14 protein-coding genes are annotated in these 15,882 nt (G+C 59.3%); 6 read left to right on the top strand and 8 right to left on the bottom strand.

Features of this window, described 5'->3' with window-relative positions; genetic code table 11:
* Nucleotides 1-15 precede the first annotated feature (15 nt).
* The 5 genes from DOLE_RS08425 to rsmA form a co-directional block, all read right to left on the bottom strand.
* Nucleotides 16-1,236 (bottom strand): mechanosensitive ion channel family protein, encoded by a 1,221-nt coding sequence (locus DOLE_RS08425; protein WP_012175060.1) that lies wholly within the window; start codon nucleotides 1,234-1,236, stop codon nucleotides 16-18.
* Between the two features lie 68 nt (nucleotides 1,237-1,304).
* Nucleotides 1,305-2,237 (bottom strand): tetratricopeptide repeat protein, encoded by a 933-nt coding sequence (locus tag DOLE_RS08420; RefSeq protein WP_012175059.1) that lies wholly within the window; start codon nucleotides 2,235-2,237, stop codon nucleotides 1,305-1,307.
* Nucleotides 2,238-2,257: 20 nt separating this feature from the next.
* Entirely contained in the window at nucleotides 2,258-3,199 is a 942-nt protein-coding gene (locus DOLE_RS08415; protein ID WP_012175058.1) for a radical SAM protein, read from the bottom strand.
* Entirely contained in the window at nucleotides 3,196-3,603 is a 408-nt protein-coding gene (locus tag DOLE_RS08410) for a hypothetical protein (protein ID WP_012175057.1), read from the bottom strand. Before DOLE_RS08410 ends, DOLE_RS08415 begins: the two co-directional genes overlap by 4 nt.
* Before the next feature lie 2 nt (nucleotides 3,604-3,605).
* Nucleotides 3,606-4,475: a 16S rRNA (adenine(1518)-N(6)/adenine(1519)-N(6))-dimethyltransferase RsmA gene (rsmA, locus tag DOLE_RS08405; RefSeq protein ID WP_012175056.1), complete on the bottom strand. Its 870-nt coding sequence runs from the start codon at nucleotides 4,473-4,475 to the stop codon at nucleotides 3,606-3,608.
* 392 nt (nucleotides 4,476-4,867) lie between these two features.
* Here rsmA and DOLE_RS08400 point away from each other — a divergent pair, with 392 nt between their 5' ends.
* Complete coding sequence (locus DOLE_RS08400) at nucleotides 4,868-5,401, top strand: NapC/NirT family cytochrome c (protein ID WP_041280443.1); 534 nt, start codon at nucleotides 4,868-4,870, stop codon at nucleotides 5,399-5,401.
* 20 nt (nucleotides 5,402-5,421) lie between these two features.
* Nucleotides 5,422-6,813 carry a multiheme c-type cytochrome gene (locus tag DOLE_RS08395; protein ID WP_012175054.1) on the top strand — a complete coding sequence of 464 codons (1,392 nt, stop codon included), beginning with the start codon at nucleotides 5,422-5,424 and terminating at the stop codon, nucleotides 6,811-6,813.
* A gap of 230 nt (nucleotides 6,814-7,043) precedes the next feature.
* Here DOLE_RS08395 and DOLE_RS08390 read toward each other — a convergent pair whose 3' ends face one another.
* The 3 genes from DOLE_RS08390 to DOLE_RS08380 all read right to left on the bottom strand — a co-directional run bounded on the left by DOLE_RS08390 (nucleotide 7,044) and on the right by DOLE_RS08380 (nucleotide 9,548).
* A complete protein-coding gene (locus DOLE_RS08390; protein WP_012175053.1) occupies nucleotides 7,044-7,571 on the bottom strand; it encodes an NYN domain-containing protein in 528 nt (175 codons plus the stop codon).
* Between the two features lie 289 nt (nucleotides 7,572-7,860).
* The gene (locus DOLE_RS08385) at nucleotides 7,861-8,778 is read right to left on the bottom strand and encodes a ParB/RepB/Spo0J family partition protein (RefSeq protein ID WP_012175052.1); all 918 of its coding nucleotides are present in this window, start codon (nucleotides 8,776-8,778) and stop codon (nucleotides 7,861-7,863) included.
* Between the two features lie 2 nt (nucleotides 8,779-8,780).
* A complete protein-coding gene (locus DOLE_RS08380) occupies nucleotides 8,781-9,548 on the bottom strand; it encodes a ParA family protein (protein ID WP_041280975.1) in 768 nt (255 codons plus the stop codon).
* Nucleotides 9,549-9,691: 143 nt separating this feature from the next.
* Between DOLE_RS08380 and DOLE_RS08375 the strand changes: the two genes are divergently transcribed.
* The 4 genes from DOLE_RS08375 (at nucleotide 9,692) to DOLE_RS08360 (ending at nucleotide 15,788) form a co-directional block, all read left to right on the top strand.
* Complete coding sequence (locus tag DOLE_RS08375; protein ID WP_012175050.1) at nucleotides 9,692-11,116, top strand: M48 family metallopeptidase; 1,425 nt, start codon at nucleotides 9,692-9,694, stop codon at nucleotides 11,114-11,116.
* Between the two features lie 267 nt (nucleotides 11,117-11,383).
* A complete protein-coding gene (locus DOLE_RS08370; protein WP_012175049.1) occupies nucleotides 11,384-12,700 on the top strand; it encodes a TolC family protein in 1,317 nt (438 codons plus the stop codon).
* Complete coding sequence (locus tag DOLE_RS08365; protein WP_012175048.1) at nucleotides 12,681-13,661, top strand: efflux RND transporter periplasmic adaptor subunit; 981 nt, start codon at nucleotides 12,681-12,683, stop codon at nucleotides 13,659-13,661. Before DOLE_RS08370 ends, DOLE_RS08365 begins: the two co-directional genes overlap by 20 nt.
* 150 nt (nucleotides 13,662-13,811) lie before the next feature.
* The gene (locus DOLE_RS08360; protein WP_012175047.1) at nucleotides 13,812-15,788 is read left to right on the top strand and encodes an ABC transporter permease; all 1,977 of its coding nucleotides are present in this window, start codon (nucleotides 13,812-13,814) and stop codon (nucleotides 15,786-15,788) included.
* Nucleotides 15,789-15,882: the final 94 nt, after the last annotated feature.

Here is a 15,882-nt window from a genome sequence, read left to right as displayed (position 1 = left end):
TGATGTACCGGCGGATTATTCCGTATGCGCGCTTGATCGGGCGTCTACAAGGGCGTTCCGCTGGTAGGCCCGCAGTCCGAACAGGGGCAGGACGGCCAGGATATGGTCGAAGATATCCGCCTGCACCGCCTCGTAATCGGCCCAGGCCGTGTCCGATGTAAACGCGTATATCTCCAGGGGCAGGCCGGCGTCGGCCTCGGGCTGAAGATGACGCACCAGAAGGGTCATGTCCTGCCGGATCTTCGGATGATGTTCCAGGTAGGCCCGGACGTAGGCACGCAATGTTCCGATATTGGTCAGCCGCCGGCCGTTTAACGGCAGGGTATCGGTGTCCGTTATATCCCTGTTGCATTCGGCCAGCTCTTTTTCTTTCTTTTCCAGGTAACCGGAAAGCAACCCGATTTTTTTGACCCGCTCCAGGACACGGCCCTCCAGAAACCCGATGCTGGACTGGTCGATCAGCACCGACCGCTTGATCCGGCGGCCTTTGGCCTCCTGCATGCCCCGCCAGTTTTTAAAGGTATGGTCTAAAAACTTGTGGGTGGGAATGGAGACGATGGTCTTGTCCCAGTTCTGGACCTTTACCGTGTGCAGGGCGATATCGATCACGTCCCCGTCCGCTCCCATGGCGGACATCTCAATCCAGTCCCCTTTGCGAAAAAGATCGTTGCCGGCGATCTGAATACTGGCCACAAAAGAGAGAATGGTGTCCTTGAAAATCAGCATGATCACGGCCGTCATGGCCCCGATACCGGAAACCAGCTTCCAGGGCGACATTCCCAGCAGGAGGGCCAGGGCCACGACAACACCGATGATAAAAACAAAAATCTTGACCAGCTGGACATACCCCTTCAGCGGCCGGCGCACGGACACGGGAAACTGTTCGTAAATGGCCAGGCCCGCGTTGAGGGTCCTGCTGATCAGCCCCAGGGTCACGATGGTGAGATAGACGGTCAACCCGTTATGGACAAGGGTTTGGTCGAATTCCGGGAAAATCCGCACACCATAAGACACAACCACGGCCGGCGCAAAAAACGCCAGCGCGGAAAACACGCCCATCTCCACCAGCACATCATCCCACTGGAACTGGGTCTTTCTGGCCAGGCGGTGAATAACCCGAATGAGAACCAGCCTGGCAACATAATAGGCCAGCACACCCGCCAGAAGCAGAACCGCCCCCGTGCCCAGAGCGCTCAAGCCGGTCGAATCAGTCAACACATGCAACAAACTTTCCATTCAGGACACTCCCCGTATTATTATTTACGATCAGGGTTCCTCTGACAGGTCCGCTGAAGAAGCACCGGTTATCGGCAGTAGCTTCTCACCCGGTCGCCCTTCAGCCACTGCTTTACCAGGTGGCTGAAGATGGTGATGTCGGTCTGCTCTTTTTCAGCCAGGGCAACCAGGGTTTCAAACCGGTTGTGGGCACGAATAGTATCGCCGGTGAGGGCCGTTATCTTGATGCTGCGCTTGAGCCATTCAACGGCCTGGTCATTGTTACCCAGGGCCGCGCCGCATTCGGCCATGGCCGCCAGGTCGTCGGCCATGCCCCGGTAATAGGCAAGCCGGGTGTCGGCCTCCAGGGCGGATTGGAAAAAAGCGAGCGCTTCGGCATAACGGTCCTGCTGCTGCATAAGATTGCCCAGGCTGGCGTTGACAGTGGCATGGCCGGAAAGGGTGTCCTGCGTTGTGCCGCCCAGTGCCTTTCGCAGCACCGCCTCTGCTTCCTCAAGTGCCCCCTGTTTGGCCAGCAGCACGCCCCTGTTGTTGAGCAGGGGCAAAAAATTCTTTGCAAGGTCCGGCGCCAGGGCGTCGGCCCTGTCCAGCACCGCGCCGGCACCGTCATAGTCCCCGGTCTCCGTCAGCACCGTCGCCTTGTTGGCCAACGCCTGAAGCGCGCCCTGCCTGTCGCCCAGACCCTGGTAGAGGGAAAAGGCCTCATCAAAAAAGGCCGCGGCAGACACAGGGTCATCCGCGGCCCGGTAGACGGTGCCCATGTTGTTCATGCACATGGCCACTCCAGCCACGTCATCGGCCAGGGTGAACAGCTCATGGGCCCGGTTCAGCTCCCGAAGGGCCAGTTCGTTGCACCCGGCACTGTAATCGGCGACCGCCTTCTGCACGGTGTTCCTGGCCGCTGTCACCGACTCGTCACCAAGGTTGACCTCGGCTTTTTTGCCCGCGCAGGCCCCTGTTGCCAGCATCAGGGCCAGTACGGGAATAAGTGCGAATCTCATGCCGACTCCTTTGTTTGCTTTCACGGTGTTCGAAAATAGACCCGGTCGCCTTTTGGAACGGCCTCCAGCCGGCCTTCGGCCACCAGTTGCTCAATGTGGGGACGCACCGCCGCCTCCGGCAGGTTCAGGCCCGCGGCAATATCTGTCGCGGTTACCGGCCGGCGGGCCACCATCTCCACGATATCGGTCGCCACGTTGCCGGAGCCTTCAGCCGGTCCGGTCCCGTCAAATACCACATCCTTCTGATGGGCCCGGCCCAGTGTCCGGTAAAAGTTCTCAATCATGGCCGGAGAAGCCTGTTTTACAAAGGATTCTTCCGGGGGCCGCACCGCCGTGTTCACGTAAACCACGGCCGGGTTGATCCGGTCCACCAGGGGCTTGAAGGCCCGGGCATCGTCCACGGACGCGTTGATGCCGTCCATGATAAAAATCTCCAGCCACAGCTGCCCGCCATAGGCTTTTGAAAACGACACCAGCCCTTCCGTCATGGTGGTAAAATCAACGGTGCGGTAGGGCCGGTTGATGGATGCAAACATTTCCGGGTTCCACGCGTCCAGAGAGGGAATCACCATGTCCGCCGCCAACAGGTCGCTTTGCACTTCCGGATCGGAAAGCAAGGACCCGTTGGTCAGCACCACCACCGGTATGTCGGTTTTCTGCTTGATTCCCGCAATAACCGCGCCGATATCGCTGTTGAGTGTGGGCTCTCCGGACCCGGCAATGGTGATGCAGTCGGGCCGGTCGATTTTTTCCAGCCGCTCGAAAAGCTGGGCCAGCACAGTGTCGGCGTCCCGGTAGGGCAGCCGCTTGACGGTTTTGGATGACGATTTTCCAAGCTGGCAGTAAATACAATCATAGGTGCAGAGCTTGAGGGGAATCAGGTCCACGCCCAGGGAGCGGCCCAGCCTCCGGGAGGGCACCGGTCCATAGATAAAAGAAGCGTTGCTGCTTTTGTCTGTCATGCCACAGCCGCCTGATAAGCTTCATCCATGCGCTTCTGAAGGTAGGCGGCCATTGCGTCGTCCGATTCGTTGAGGTCAAAGCAATGGCCGTCTTCCCCCAGAAGCCCGCCGGGAATCAGGTCCCCCAGTTCATCCGGGTCGGTGATCATTTCGCCATAGAAGCAGACCGACAGCCACCGGTTGTCCGGATCATCGTCGATCACGTCCACCATGACAAACAGCTCCCGCTGCTGACCGGGCCGGGCCGCCCGCAGCGAATAGCTGATACCGGGCCGGGCTTTGAAGGAAAGAACCGCGTCAGGCATGTTTTCAAGGTGCCCCTTGAAGGTGATAAACGCGTCCCGCGTTCCTGCGCCGTCCGTTCTCCATTGGTCGATAAACTGAGTCAGTTCGGCTGTTTCCATTGTTACGCCTCCTTTGTTGAAATGTTGCCCGACATTGCTTTGTAATGCCGGCAGATGTTTAAAAAATCGCCCACATCCAGTGTCTCAGCCCTTACCGTGGGCGCAACGTCGGCCCGGACCAGCAGTTCTTCCCAGGCGGATGGGGAAATTTTCGTCATTCCCGCGGACAGGGCATTTTTAATGGTTTTGCGCCGCGTTGCAAAAGCGGACTTGATCATAGCAAAAAAGAGCGCCTCGTCGCAATCCCTGTTCCCGGGCCAGGGGCGAAAAACAATACGCACCACCTCGGAATCCACGCCGGGCCGGGGAAAAAAAAGATTGGGCTTCAGCCGGGCCACGGTGCTCAACTCCGCGCAATAGCGAAGGGCCACGGAGATCCGGCCGTACTCCCTGTTGCCGGGCGGGGCCGCGATGCGCCGGGCCAGCTCCTGCTGGAACATCAGCACGGCACGGTCCACGGCCTCCCGCTTTTCCACCAGGTCCATGAGAATCTGGGAGGAGATATAATAAGGAAGGTTTCCCAGCACCACCAGTTTTCGGCCGGCCTCCCGGCATATCTCCCGAATATCGGTTTTCATAATATCTCTATGCAGCACTGTCACGTTGTCCAGGCCGGCGGCCCTTACCGTCTCTTTTAACGGTTCGATCAGCCGGCCGTCTGTCTCAATGGCGTAAACCCACGCCGCCTGCCCGGCAGCCGGAATGGTCAGTGCCCCGGTGCCCGGCCCCACCTCCACCACCACGTCCGCTTTTGAAAGCCCGCATTTTCTCACAATCATTTCCGCGGCCTGGGGGTCGCAGAGAAAGTTCTGGCCAAGGCTCTTCTTGGGCGCAATGTCGTGGCCGGACAGAATGGTTCTGGGAGAGGTCATAAAATGCTTCAAAAAATCAATTTTTATAAGGGTTCAAGGATTCAAGGGGGCCACGGGACCCCTGTTTGTAGTGTGCCCGCAAGGGCATTGTTTCTGATCGGTCTTTAAACGCCTGACGGCGTCACTACAAACGGGCCAACTGCGCTGACCATTTTCCCACGGACAAACAAGTAAAATCCCTGTTTGTAGTGTGCCCGTAAGGGCATTCATCTTTCAACACCAGAGCGTTCACAAATTTCTTGACGGCCCTGACAGTGGTATTGTAGGCTTCAACTCATGGCGGCAACAGGGGGCCGCTTCCTTGTTTTCCAAATTTTCCAGCAACAGGCCACAAAACGTGTTTTCCTGTGGTTGTCGCTGGCCATTGTATACCAAACCAGTGGATGATGCTTATGAAAAAACACATCAAAGGCCTGATTCTCATCGGCGTCGGTGTGCTTCTGGGCTTTCCGGTCTTCAGCATGACCTATTACACCATGGTACGGACCTCCACCCCGGAGTTCTGCGCCTCGTGCCACGAGATTCAGCCGGCGGTGGATGCCTGGCGCACCTCCACCCACGTAAACAACGCCCAGGGGTTTGTGGCGGACTGTATGGACTGTCACCTGCCCGCCCCCCACAACACCGCCGACTTTTTTTACACCAAGACCCTGCACGGCCTCAAGGACGTGATCGCCCATTTTGTGATGGACGAATATGACCGTGAAGAAAACAGGGAAAAGGCCTATGCCTCATTTAAAAACGACCAGTGCATGAAGTGTCACCGCAACATTCTCTATATTCCGGACAAGCGGGGCGCCATGCTGGCCCACCGGGACGTGGTCAACGCCCTGCCCGGCCGGGAAAAACGGTGCGTGGACTGCCACCGGGACCTGGTGCACAACACGGTTGAATTTTATCAATACAAGCAGTTCAAAAAGCTGTAACCGGTGAACAAGGAGGGTATATGAAAACAACGGTAAAATGGTTTGCGGTTGCTGTTGTGTGCCTGCTGGCGGGTACGGCATGGGCTGCCGACGGTTCGGCGGACATGAGCAAGGAAAAGGAGTTCCGCATCGAGCGCAGCATCTCCGAGGCGGGCATCGCCTGTATTCAGTGCCACAAGCGGGAACATCCCGGCCTGTTTGCCGACTGGGCCAACAGCCGGCACGCCAACGCCAACATCACCTGCATCGACTGTCACCAGGCCCAGGAACATGATGCGGACGTGAGCAAGGCCCACTACACCCAGTATGAAAATTCAAAAGACCCCTGGGCTCAGAAGAAATACCGGGTACCGGTCAGCGCCGTGGTCACGCCCAAGGACTGTTCCCGGTGCCATCCCAACGAGGCTGAGCAGTACGCGAAAAGCAAACACGCCAACACCATCGAAATCATCTGGAAGATCGACCCCTGGCTCAATGACGGTATGAACAGCGACCTGGAGCGGACCTCAGGTTGTTTTTACTGCCACGGCACGGTGCTGGAAAAGGACAGGGACGGCAACCTGACCCCGGAGACCTGGCCCAATGTGGGGGTGGGCCGGATCAACCTGGACGGCAGCAAGGGAAGTTGCACCAGTTGCCACACCCGCCACCGCTTCTCCCTGATGGAAGCCAGAAAACCCGAGGCCTGCGGCCAGTGCCACCTGGGCCCGGACCATCCCCAGATTGAGATCTATACCGAGTCCAAGCACGGCGCCATGTACGCGGCCTTTGCCGACGAATACAACTGGACCGCCGCCCCCGGCACCTGGAGCCCGGGCGTGGATTTTCGCAGCCCCACCTGCGCCTCCTGTCACATGTCCGGCGCGGGCGCGGTGCGCACCACCCATGACGTGACCGAACGGCTCTCCTGGGAACTTCAGGCCCCCCTCACCGTTCGGCCCGAAGATTTCGCGGCCTTTCCCGCAAAAACCAACTGGCAGCAGGAGCGGGAAAAGATGCAGGCTATCTGCATGCAGTGCCACGGCAAGACCTGGGTGGTTGATCATTATGAAAAAACCGACAAGGTGGTCAACGAGTATAACGAGGTTTACTTCAAACCGGCCAAGGCCATGCTCGACTCCCTGTATGAAAAGGGGCTGCTGGACAAGAGCCGCTTTTTCGACGAGGCCCTGGAGGTGGAGTATTATGAACTGTGGCACCACGAAGGCCGCCGGGCCCGCATGGGAACGGCCATGATGGCGCCGGACTACGCCTGGTGGCACGGCTTCTACGAGTGCAAAAACCGGTACAACCGGTTTATGGAAGAGGCCCGCCACCTGATCGAGACCGGCCAGAAGGCTTACAAATACCCGGATTTTCCCAATGCCACGGGATCCACGGAAAAGCCCAAAGCGGTGTTTCCGAAACAATAAAACGCAAAAGGCGGCGCCGGTCGTGTGACGGCCGCCGCCTTTTTAAATTCAACGGGCAGCGGCATGGTTCATGCCCCTGCCCGTTTTTTTTATCCATTGCTCCTTACTTTAACGGGTGCCACGGACAGATAAGCAAAATCCCTGTTTGTAGTGTGCCGTAAGGGCATTGTTTTCGATCGGTTGTTAAACGCCTGACGGCGTCACTACAAACGGGCCACCGCTGCCTTTGTTCACAGCTTTTCCGCCTTGGTCCGGCTTTTCCTCTGCTTTTTGGAGAGTCTGTGACCAGGGCCTTTTTTTTTCGTGGTGCCGGACCAGGGAGAAAAAGCCCCGTCTTCCTCTGCCATGCCGGCGGCATCCATCATCATGGCCTGGGCCATGCGGTCTTCAAATTCGCGGGACGCGATAATGGCGGCACCGGCGGACTGGGCAAAATCGGTAATGCCCCGGTCCGAGCTGACCACCAGGGCCTTTTCCCGTTTTTCCGCCGCCATTTTCCGGATCACGCTGTCGGCGGTCTGGCCCGGCCCGGAAAACCGCACGTCAATACCGCCCACCCGGTCCCTGTGGGAATAGTAGGAAGGCGCGTCCGTGCCGTCAAACACCACGGTGATGGTATGGGCCTTGATCCGTTTATAGGAGACAAGGCTGGCCACCAGGGCCTCCCGGCCGGCCTGAAGATTCTCCTGCTCAATGCGGCTCAGCACCGGAGACTGGCGAATCAGGTTGTACCCGTCGATGATGATGTGAAGGGACATGATCGGGATTTCCGAAAAACAGAAAAGGGTCTAATCGGGTCAGGCCCGGGGTGACGGAAAACAGGCAAAATCCCTGTTTGTAGTGTGCCCGTAAGGGCATTGTTTCTGATCGGTCGTTAAACGCCTGACGGCGTCACTACAAACGGGCCGTCTGCGGCCCTGGTGCCCGTAAGGGCATTGTTTCTGGTCAGTCGTTAAACGCCTGACGGCGTCACTACAAACGGGCCGTCTGCGGGCCCTGGCCCGTGCTGCCCGTTTCAGGTCGTTTTACTTTGAAAGAGGAAGCCCATCAGATATTCAGCAGCAGTTCCAGAACCCGGTCCAGGTCGGCGTCGCTGTAAAACTCGATCTCGATCTTTCCCCGCTTGCCTTTCCGCTGAATGCGGACCCGGGTACCGAAGATTCGGGCCAGGCTTTCCGTCATGTCGGCAAAATGGGCCGCGTCCGCCGGGGCCGGCTTTTTCAGGGGCCCTGCGGATGAAGACGAACCGGCCTTGTCCGGCGCCTTGACCATGGCCTCGGCCTGGCGCACGGAAAGACCTTTGGCCAGGATGGCCTGAAAAATGGTGTTCTGCTGCTGGGGGGTTTTGGCCGCCAGCAGGGCCCGGGCATGTCCCGTGCTGATGGACCCGTCGGTGATGCGTTCCTTGATGGGGTCGGGCAGGTTGCGCAGCCGCAGCATGTTGGCCACGGTGGACCGGTTCTTGCCCACGGCCGCGGCCACCTCCTCCTGGGAAAACCCGAAGGTGTTTACCAGCATGTGATACCCCTGGGCCTCTTCCAGCGGATTCAGGTCCTCGCGCTGCACGTTTTCCACGATGGAGTAGACCAGGTGCTGCTGGTCCGAGATGTCCCTCACCACCACCGGCACCTGGGAGAGACCGGCCAGCCGGGCGGCCCGGAGCCGGCGTTCGCCGGCCACCAGCTCGTAGCCGGTGTCGGTTTTCCGGACAATCACCGGCTGAATCACGCCCTCTTTTTTGATGGACTCGGCCAGGGCGGCAAGCTCCTCTTCTGAAAAACGGGACCGGGGCTGAAACCGGTTGGAAGAAATAACGTCCAGATCACAATAAAAATAGTCCCCTCCGGCGGCATCGGCCCGGGACATCTCCGGAAACAGGGCGTCCAGGCCCCGGCCCAGGGCCCGTTTCTTTTTCGGCTCCCGGGGCTGCTCTTTGTTCTTTTTGACAGGTCCCTTTTTTTTCATATTCACCCTTGGTCTCGTTTTATCAGCTCCCTTGCCAGGGCCATATAACTTTTTGAGCCGGCCGAGGCGGGGTCGTAAAGCAGAATGGGCAGCCCGAAACTGGGGGCCTCGCCCAGCCGCACGTTTCTGGGAATCCGTGTTTTAAATACCAGGTCGGCAAAATGGTTTTCAGCGTCCTCGGTAACCTGGTTGGAGAGGTTGGTGCGCTGGTCAAACATGGTCAGCAGAATGCCGGCGATCTTCAACGGCGGGTTAAGGGACTGCTTGATGCGCCGCACGGTCTGCAGCAGCTGGCCCAGGCCTTCAAGGGCATAGAACTCGCTTTGCAGGGGGATCAGGATCGAATCAGCGGCGGCCATGGCGTTGATGGTCAGCAGGGTCAGGGAAGGCGGGCAGTCCAGAATCACATAGTCATAATCGTTTCGGACCGGCGCCAGAACCGCTGCCAGCAGCTTCTCCTTGCCCGGCTCGTCCACCATCTCCACCTCGAACCCGGAAAGCTCCACCCGGGAGGGCAGAATCGAAAGGTTTTTCACCGGGGTCTGAATCACGGCACGGGCCGCCGGGGTATCGCCGATCAGAACGTGGTAAAGGGTCTTTTCCAGCCCGGCCTTGTCCACGCCCACACCGGTGGTGGCATTGGCCTGGGGGTCGCAGTCCACCAGCAGCACCTTTCTGGCAAGCGACGCCAGGGCCGCGGCAAGATTGACCGATGTGGTGGTTTTGCCCACCCCGCCCTTCTGGTTGGCTATGCATATGGTTTGAGACATAAACCGTCTGATACCATAAAACATTGTCTTTGAAAAGAAGATATACTATTGTAGTAAAATCCGGCCGGGCCGGAAAACCGCAGTTCTTTTAACATTCAATTATCTTCTGCCGGGACCTTACAGCCCCCTTGCAGGACAGAATAATGCCATTTTACAAAAAATTTCTTGCCATTATGTGCCTGGCCGCCTACCTGGCCGGCCTTCTGACAGCACCTTCAGCCCATGCCCTGACCCTGGGCGAGGAGGAGGAGCTGGGCAAAGAGTTCTTTAAATACGTTCAACACCGGTACCGGTTTATTGAGGACCCCTTTGCCCGCCACTACATTGAGGCCCTGGGCAAGCGGCTGGCCGCCGTTTTTCCCGACCCCATGTTTGAATACCGGTTTTTTATTATCGAGGATGAAACCTACAACGCCTTTGCCGCACCGGCCGGATACGTGTTTGTCAACACCGGCCTGATCAAGGCCATGAATTCGGAAGCGGAGCTGGCCGGTATTCTGACCCATGAAATCGCCCATGTGTATTGCCGCCACATATCTGAAAAAATTGAAAAATCAAAAAAGATCGGCCTGGCCACACTGGCGGGCATCGCCGCCGGCATCTTTCTGGGGGCCGGCGGGGCCGTGCCCGGTGATGCCGTGATGATCGGGTCAGCGGCCGCGGGCCAGGCAGCGGCCCTTGCCTACAGCCGGGCAGACGAGCGGCAGGCCGATCAGATCGGGGTCACCTACCTGTGCGAAGCCGGGTACAGCGCCCGGGGACTGATGGAGATCCTTCAGAAAATCAAAAGCAAGCAGTGGTTCTCGGACAAGGAGTTTCCCACCTATCTCTCCACCCATCCGGGCACGGACGAACGCCTGATGTACATCGACACTCTGATGAACTCACCGGAATTTGCCCGCTGCGGCCAAAAAAGCGCTGCCGACGAAGCGGCCTTTGCCGTTATCAAAACAAAAATGGAGGCCCTCTGCCCCGGCGACAGCGCGGCAATTCGCCATTTTACCGCCCTTGTGGAACAGAACCCGGCTGATCCGTCGGCCCGCTACGGCCTGGGCCTGGCCCTCCTGCAGAACAACCGCCCTGCCGATGCCATTGCCCACCTGGAAAAGGTGGCCGAAAAAAGTCCCTTTCACCCGCACGCCTTAACAGACCTGGGCAAGGCCCATTACTTTACCGGCGCCTATGAAAAGGCGCTCTCGATTCTGGAGCGGGTTCCGCCCACCGACTTTTACAACACCGAGCGGTACTTTTACACGGCCATGGCCGCTGAAAAGCTGGGCCTGCACGACAAAAGCATCACCCTTTACAAGCGGATCATTCAGCAGGAACCCCGCTACCTGCCGGCCCTTTACGAACTGGGCAAGGTCGCCGGCGAACAGGGCAACCTGGACGACGCCCATTTTTACCTGGGCATCTACCACAACAACCGGCGGGAGGCGGACACGGCCCTGTTTCATCTCAACAAGGCCCTGGAACTGACCAAAGACGAAAAACGAAAAGAGCAGATAGAAAAAATGCTGGCCGATATTCAGGCGTTTTTAAAGGAACAGCGAAGGAGCATGAGATAGCGGTTTTCAGCCCCTACCCCATACTAGACGAATCGAAATCGGGATCGGGATCGGGATCGGGATCGGAACAGGCCGCCATTGCGAGCCGAAGGCGAAGCAATCCTGGCCTTATGCGAAGGAGATTGCCGCGTCGCTTCGCTCCTCGCAATGACCTTGGGCCTTCTTCCCATGCAGAAAAACTAATTATGATTTTTGGTAGTTTTCTTTATTTTTCTTTGCGTACTTTGCGCCTTTGCGGTGAATTTTAATTTGTAGAACTTCTCGTAAATGAAATATTTATTCCGCATTCAGCAGTTAACCCGGCGGCTGCCGGTTCTTTTCGCACTTGCAGCGGCCGTCCTTTTTGCAACCATACTGCCGTGCGGGCATTCGTCCGCCGCGGAGACCCTCACGTGGCAGGACTGCGTTCAGGAGGCGTTGGCCCGCCATCCGGAACTGGCCGTCTCCAGGGAGTCTTTAAACCAGGCCCTGGCAGACAGGGACATCGCCAAAAGCCCGGGCCGGCCCCAGGTGGCCGCCAACGCGTCCAGCAGCCGCGGCGACCGGGACGACGCCGCGGCAACCACCTCCCACAGCTTCGGCATCAGCGCCCGGCAGATGCTCTATGACGGGAAAAAGACCACCCACCAGGTTTCCGCGGCCGAGGCAGCCGTCACCTCCCGGCAGTACACCCATGATGTCACCTCCTCCCGCATTCGCCTGCAACTGCGCACCGCCTTTGTCGACCTGCTCCACGCGCGGGAGCTGTTAAACATCTCTGAAGAGATCGCCCGGCGGCGGCGGCAGAACCTGGAACTGGTAAGGCTTCGCCACGACGCCGGCCGGGAGCATCGCGGCTCCCTGCTGTCGGCCCGGGCCAACGTGGCCCAGGCCGAATACGAGATCCGCTCGGCCCGGCGCGAGGTCTCCCTTGCCATGTGGCGGCTGGCCAGGGAGCTGGGAAGAGACGGGACCGCGTCAGTAACCGTTGCCGGAGAGCTTTCCGTGCCGCCAGCCGATGCCGGCATGCCCGATTTTGAAGCCCTGACCGCTGACAATCCCTTTTTAAAAGAGCTGATCGCTCAAAAAGAGGTGTCCCTGGCGAGCAGGGATGCCGTGAAGTCCGGGTTCTTTCCCCAGGTCTATGCCGATGCATCGGCCGGCAGGAGCGATTCGGACTGGCCCCCGGACCGGGACCAGTGGTCCGTGGGCCTGTCGGTCTCGGTGCCCCTGTTTGAAGGGGGCAGCCGGTTTGCCGAGATGAGAAAGGCCGGGGCACGGGTGCGCCAGGCCGAGGCCCAGGCGACAAGCGGCCGGGCTGAAACCCTGCACACCCTGCGCGACGCCTGGATTGCTTTTCAAAACGCCGTGGACCGGGTGGCCGTGGGCCGGGCCTTTGTTGAAGCCTCTGAAGAGCGGGCAAAAATCGCCCAGGTGGAATATTCCAACGGCCTGATCACCTTTGACACCTGGGCCATCATTGAAGACGACCTGGAGCGGGACCGGAAAAACTATCTTACCTTCCTTGCCAACGCCCTGGTGGCTGAAGCTTACTGGGTTCAGGCAAAGGGCGTAACACTGGAGCATGACCTTGAAAAAAACTAACATTCTCCTTCTGATCCTTTCGGTGATGGCAACAGCCGGCGGGGCCTGGTATTTTTTCTACTCCCCGGCCACAAAACCGGCCAAAGACTTTGTCCTGGAAGAAATTCTTCCGGAGGTGGGCACCATTGCCGTGACCATCTCCACCACAGGAGTGGTCAAGCCCAAAAACCGGCTGGAGATCAAGCCGGCCATCAACGGCCGGATTGAGGAGATACGGGTCCGCGAAGGCGATCATGTAAAGCAGGGCCAGGTGGTGGCCCGCATGAGCTCCACGGAGCGGGCCGCCCTGCTGGACGCGGCCCTGGGCCAGGGCGAATCCATGGATTACTGGCAGGACGTTTACAAGGCCACGCCCCTGATGTCACCCATCGACGGCGAAGTGATTGTCCGGGCCGTGGAGCCGGGCCAGACCGTGACCACCCAGGACGCGGTGATCGTGCTGTCCGACCGGCTGATCGTGGGCGCCCAGATGGATGAAACCGACATCGGCATGGTGCGGCCGGGCCAGAAGGCGGTGATCTCCCTGGACGCCTACCCCAACAGTGCCGTGGCGGGCGTGGTGGACCACATCGCCTACGAGTCCACAGTGGTCAACAATGTCACGGTCTACGAGGTGGATATCCTGCCCGGCACCCTGCCCGACTTTTTCCGTTCCGGCATGAGCGCCAATGTTGATGTCACGGTAAAAGAGCAGGAAAACGCCCTGCTGGTGCCGGTGGACGCCCTGATTGAGGAAAACGGTGAAAAGAAGCTTTTGGTCAAACCGGCCGGCGCCAACACCCCGGTGGAAACCGTTGTTTCCACCGGCCTTGCCAACACCGAACAGGTGGCCATCACCAGCGGCATCGACCCGGACACGGTTGTGGTGATCCGCCGGCAGCACTATGAACTGCCCGCCGGCCAGACCGGGGGAAACCCCTTTTCGCCGTTCGGGTCGCGGAAAAAACCCCAGGGCAAATGATTTTTTCGGGAAAAAACGGGCAGGCTGTTTGAGCACCGCCGTAAATAGAATTCGATTTCGATCCCGATAGCGATTTCGATTTGGATAAACAGCCGGAGATCTGTCCTGCCATGATTAAAACCGTTTTTGGACAATAATGAACTGGAATATATGAACACGCCAACTGCTGTCGAAAAATCTCATGAAATACTCAGGCTTGAAAATTTATGCCGGGTCTACCGCAGCGGCGATATAGAGGTTCACGCCCTGCGCGACATCTCCCTGACCATCGAGGCCGGTGAATTTATCGCCATCATGGGGCCGTCCGGCTCGGGCAAGTCCACCCTGCTCCATACCCTGGGCCTGCTGGACCGGCCCGACAGCGGCACCTACACCCTGTTCGGCCGGGACACCACAAAAATGGATGACGACACCCTGGCCACCCTGCGCAACCACCTGGCCGGGTTCGTGTTTCAGCAGTTTCACCTGCTTCAGCGTTCATCCGCCCTTGACAATGTTGCCCTGCCCCTGGTCTACGCGGGCAGGCGGCAAAAAAAGGACCGGGCCGAAAAGCGGCTGGCCGAGGTGGGCCTTTCCCACCGCTCCGGCCACCGGCCCGGCGAACTCTCCGGCGGCGAGCAGCAGCGGGTGGCCATTGCCAGGGCACTGGTCAACAACCCGGCCGTCATCTTTGCCGACGAACCCACCGGCAACCTGGACACCAAAAGCGAAGCCGACATAATGGCGGTGTTAAAGGACTTAAACCGCCGGGGCAAGACCATCATCATGGTTACCCACGAAAAGGAGGTGGCCGAACATGCCGGCCGGATCATTCTGATGCGCGACGGAAAAATCGTGTCGGATGAAAAAAAGGCGGCCCCGGTCCCCGGCGACCCGCCGCCGGCACCGGACCTGCCCGACCGCGGGGCCGGCCGCATCGCCTTTACCGACCACCTGAGGCAGGCCTTTGCCTCGGTCTTCTCCCACAAGATGCGCTCCTTTCTCTCCATCCTGGGCATTCTCATCGGCGTGGCCGCGGTAATCGCCATGCTGGCCCTGGGCCGGGGCGCCAAGTCCTCCATTGAAGAGAGCTTGAAATCCCTGGGTTCCAACCTGCTGGCCATTCGGCCGGGCACTTCCATCATGCGCGGCGTGCACACCGCTGGCGGCGATACCGCCCAGTTTACCGATGCCGACGTGACCGCCGTGGCAAAACTGCCCTCCATCCGCTATTCCACGGGCATGGTGGGCGGCGCCGGCCAGATCGTCTTTCAGAACAAGAACTGGAGCACCCGGGTGGAAGGCGTGGGATACGACTACGGCGTGATGCGGGCCTCCCTGCCGGTGGTGGGCCGCTGGTTTACAAAAGATGAACTGCGCCGGCGGGCCAAGGTGCTGCTGGTGGGCACCACCGTGGCAAGGGAGCTGTTCGGCGAGACCAGCCCCATCGGCAAGACCGTCAAGTTCAACCGCATCAACTTCACCGTCATCGGCGTGCTGCCGCCCAAGGGTTCCAATGCCTGGCGGGACAACGACGACGTGGTGCTGATGCCGGTGACAACGGCCATGTACCGGGTGCTGGGCAAAACCCACCTGGATTTCATGTACGCCGAAGCCCTCAACCAGGAGCTGATGGCCACGGCCGAACAGGAGGTGGGCTCCCTGCTGCGTACGCGCCAGCGACTGTCCCGGGGCCAGGACGATACCTTTACCATTCGGAACCTGAGCGATATTCAGGAGACCCTGACCGCCACCACCCGGACCATGGGGATCCTGCTGGGCGCCATTGCCGCCATCTCCCTGCTGGTGGGCGGCATCGGCATCATGAACATCATGCTGGTATCGGTGACCGAGCGAACCCGGGAGATCGGCCTGCGCATGGCCATCGGGGCCCGGTCAAGAGATATCCTGATGCAGTTTCTCATCGAGTCGGTGGTCATGACCTTCTGGGGCGGCCTGCTGGGCACCCTGATGGGCGTGGGCACGGCCATGGCCCTGTCCCACTTTGCCGGATGGACCACCCTGGTGGGACCGGACAGCATCCTGCTGGCCACCGTCTTTTCCGTGGCCGTGGGCATCGGCTTCGGCCTGTGGCCGGCCCGCAAAGCCGCCCACCTCAACCCGGTGGAAGCGTTGAGGTACGAATAACCCTCCCTGCCCCATCGAAATCGCTATCGGGATCGGGATCGGGATCGAAACCCGCCCGTGGCAAAAACCTGAATATTGTACCCCAAAATCTTCA

It is taken from the genome of Desulfosudis oleivorans Hxd3 (assembly GCF_000018405.1).
Taxonomy (GTDB): Bacteria; Desulfobacterota; Desulfobacteria; order Desulfobacterales; family Desulfosudaceae; genus Desulfosudis; species Desulfosudis oleivorans.
This window is presented reverse-complemented; position numbering and strand designations above follow the sequence as displayed.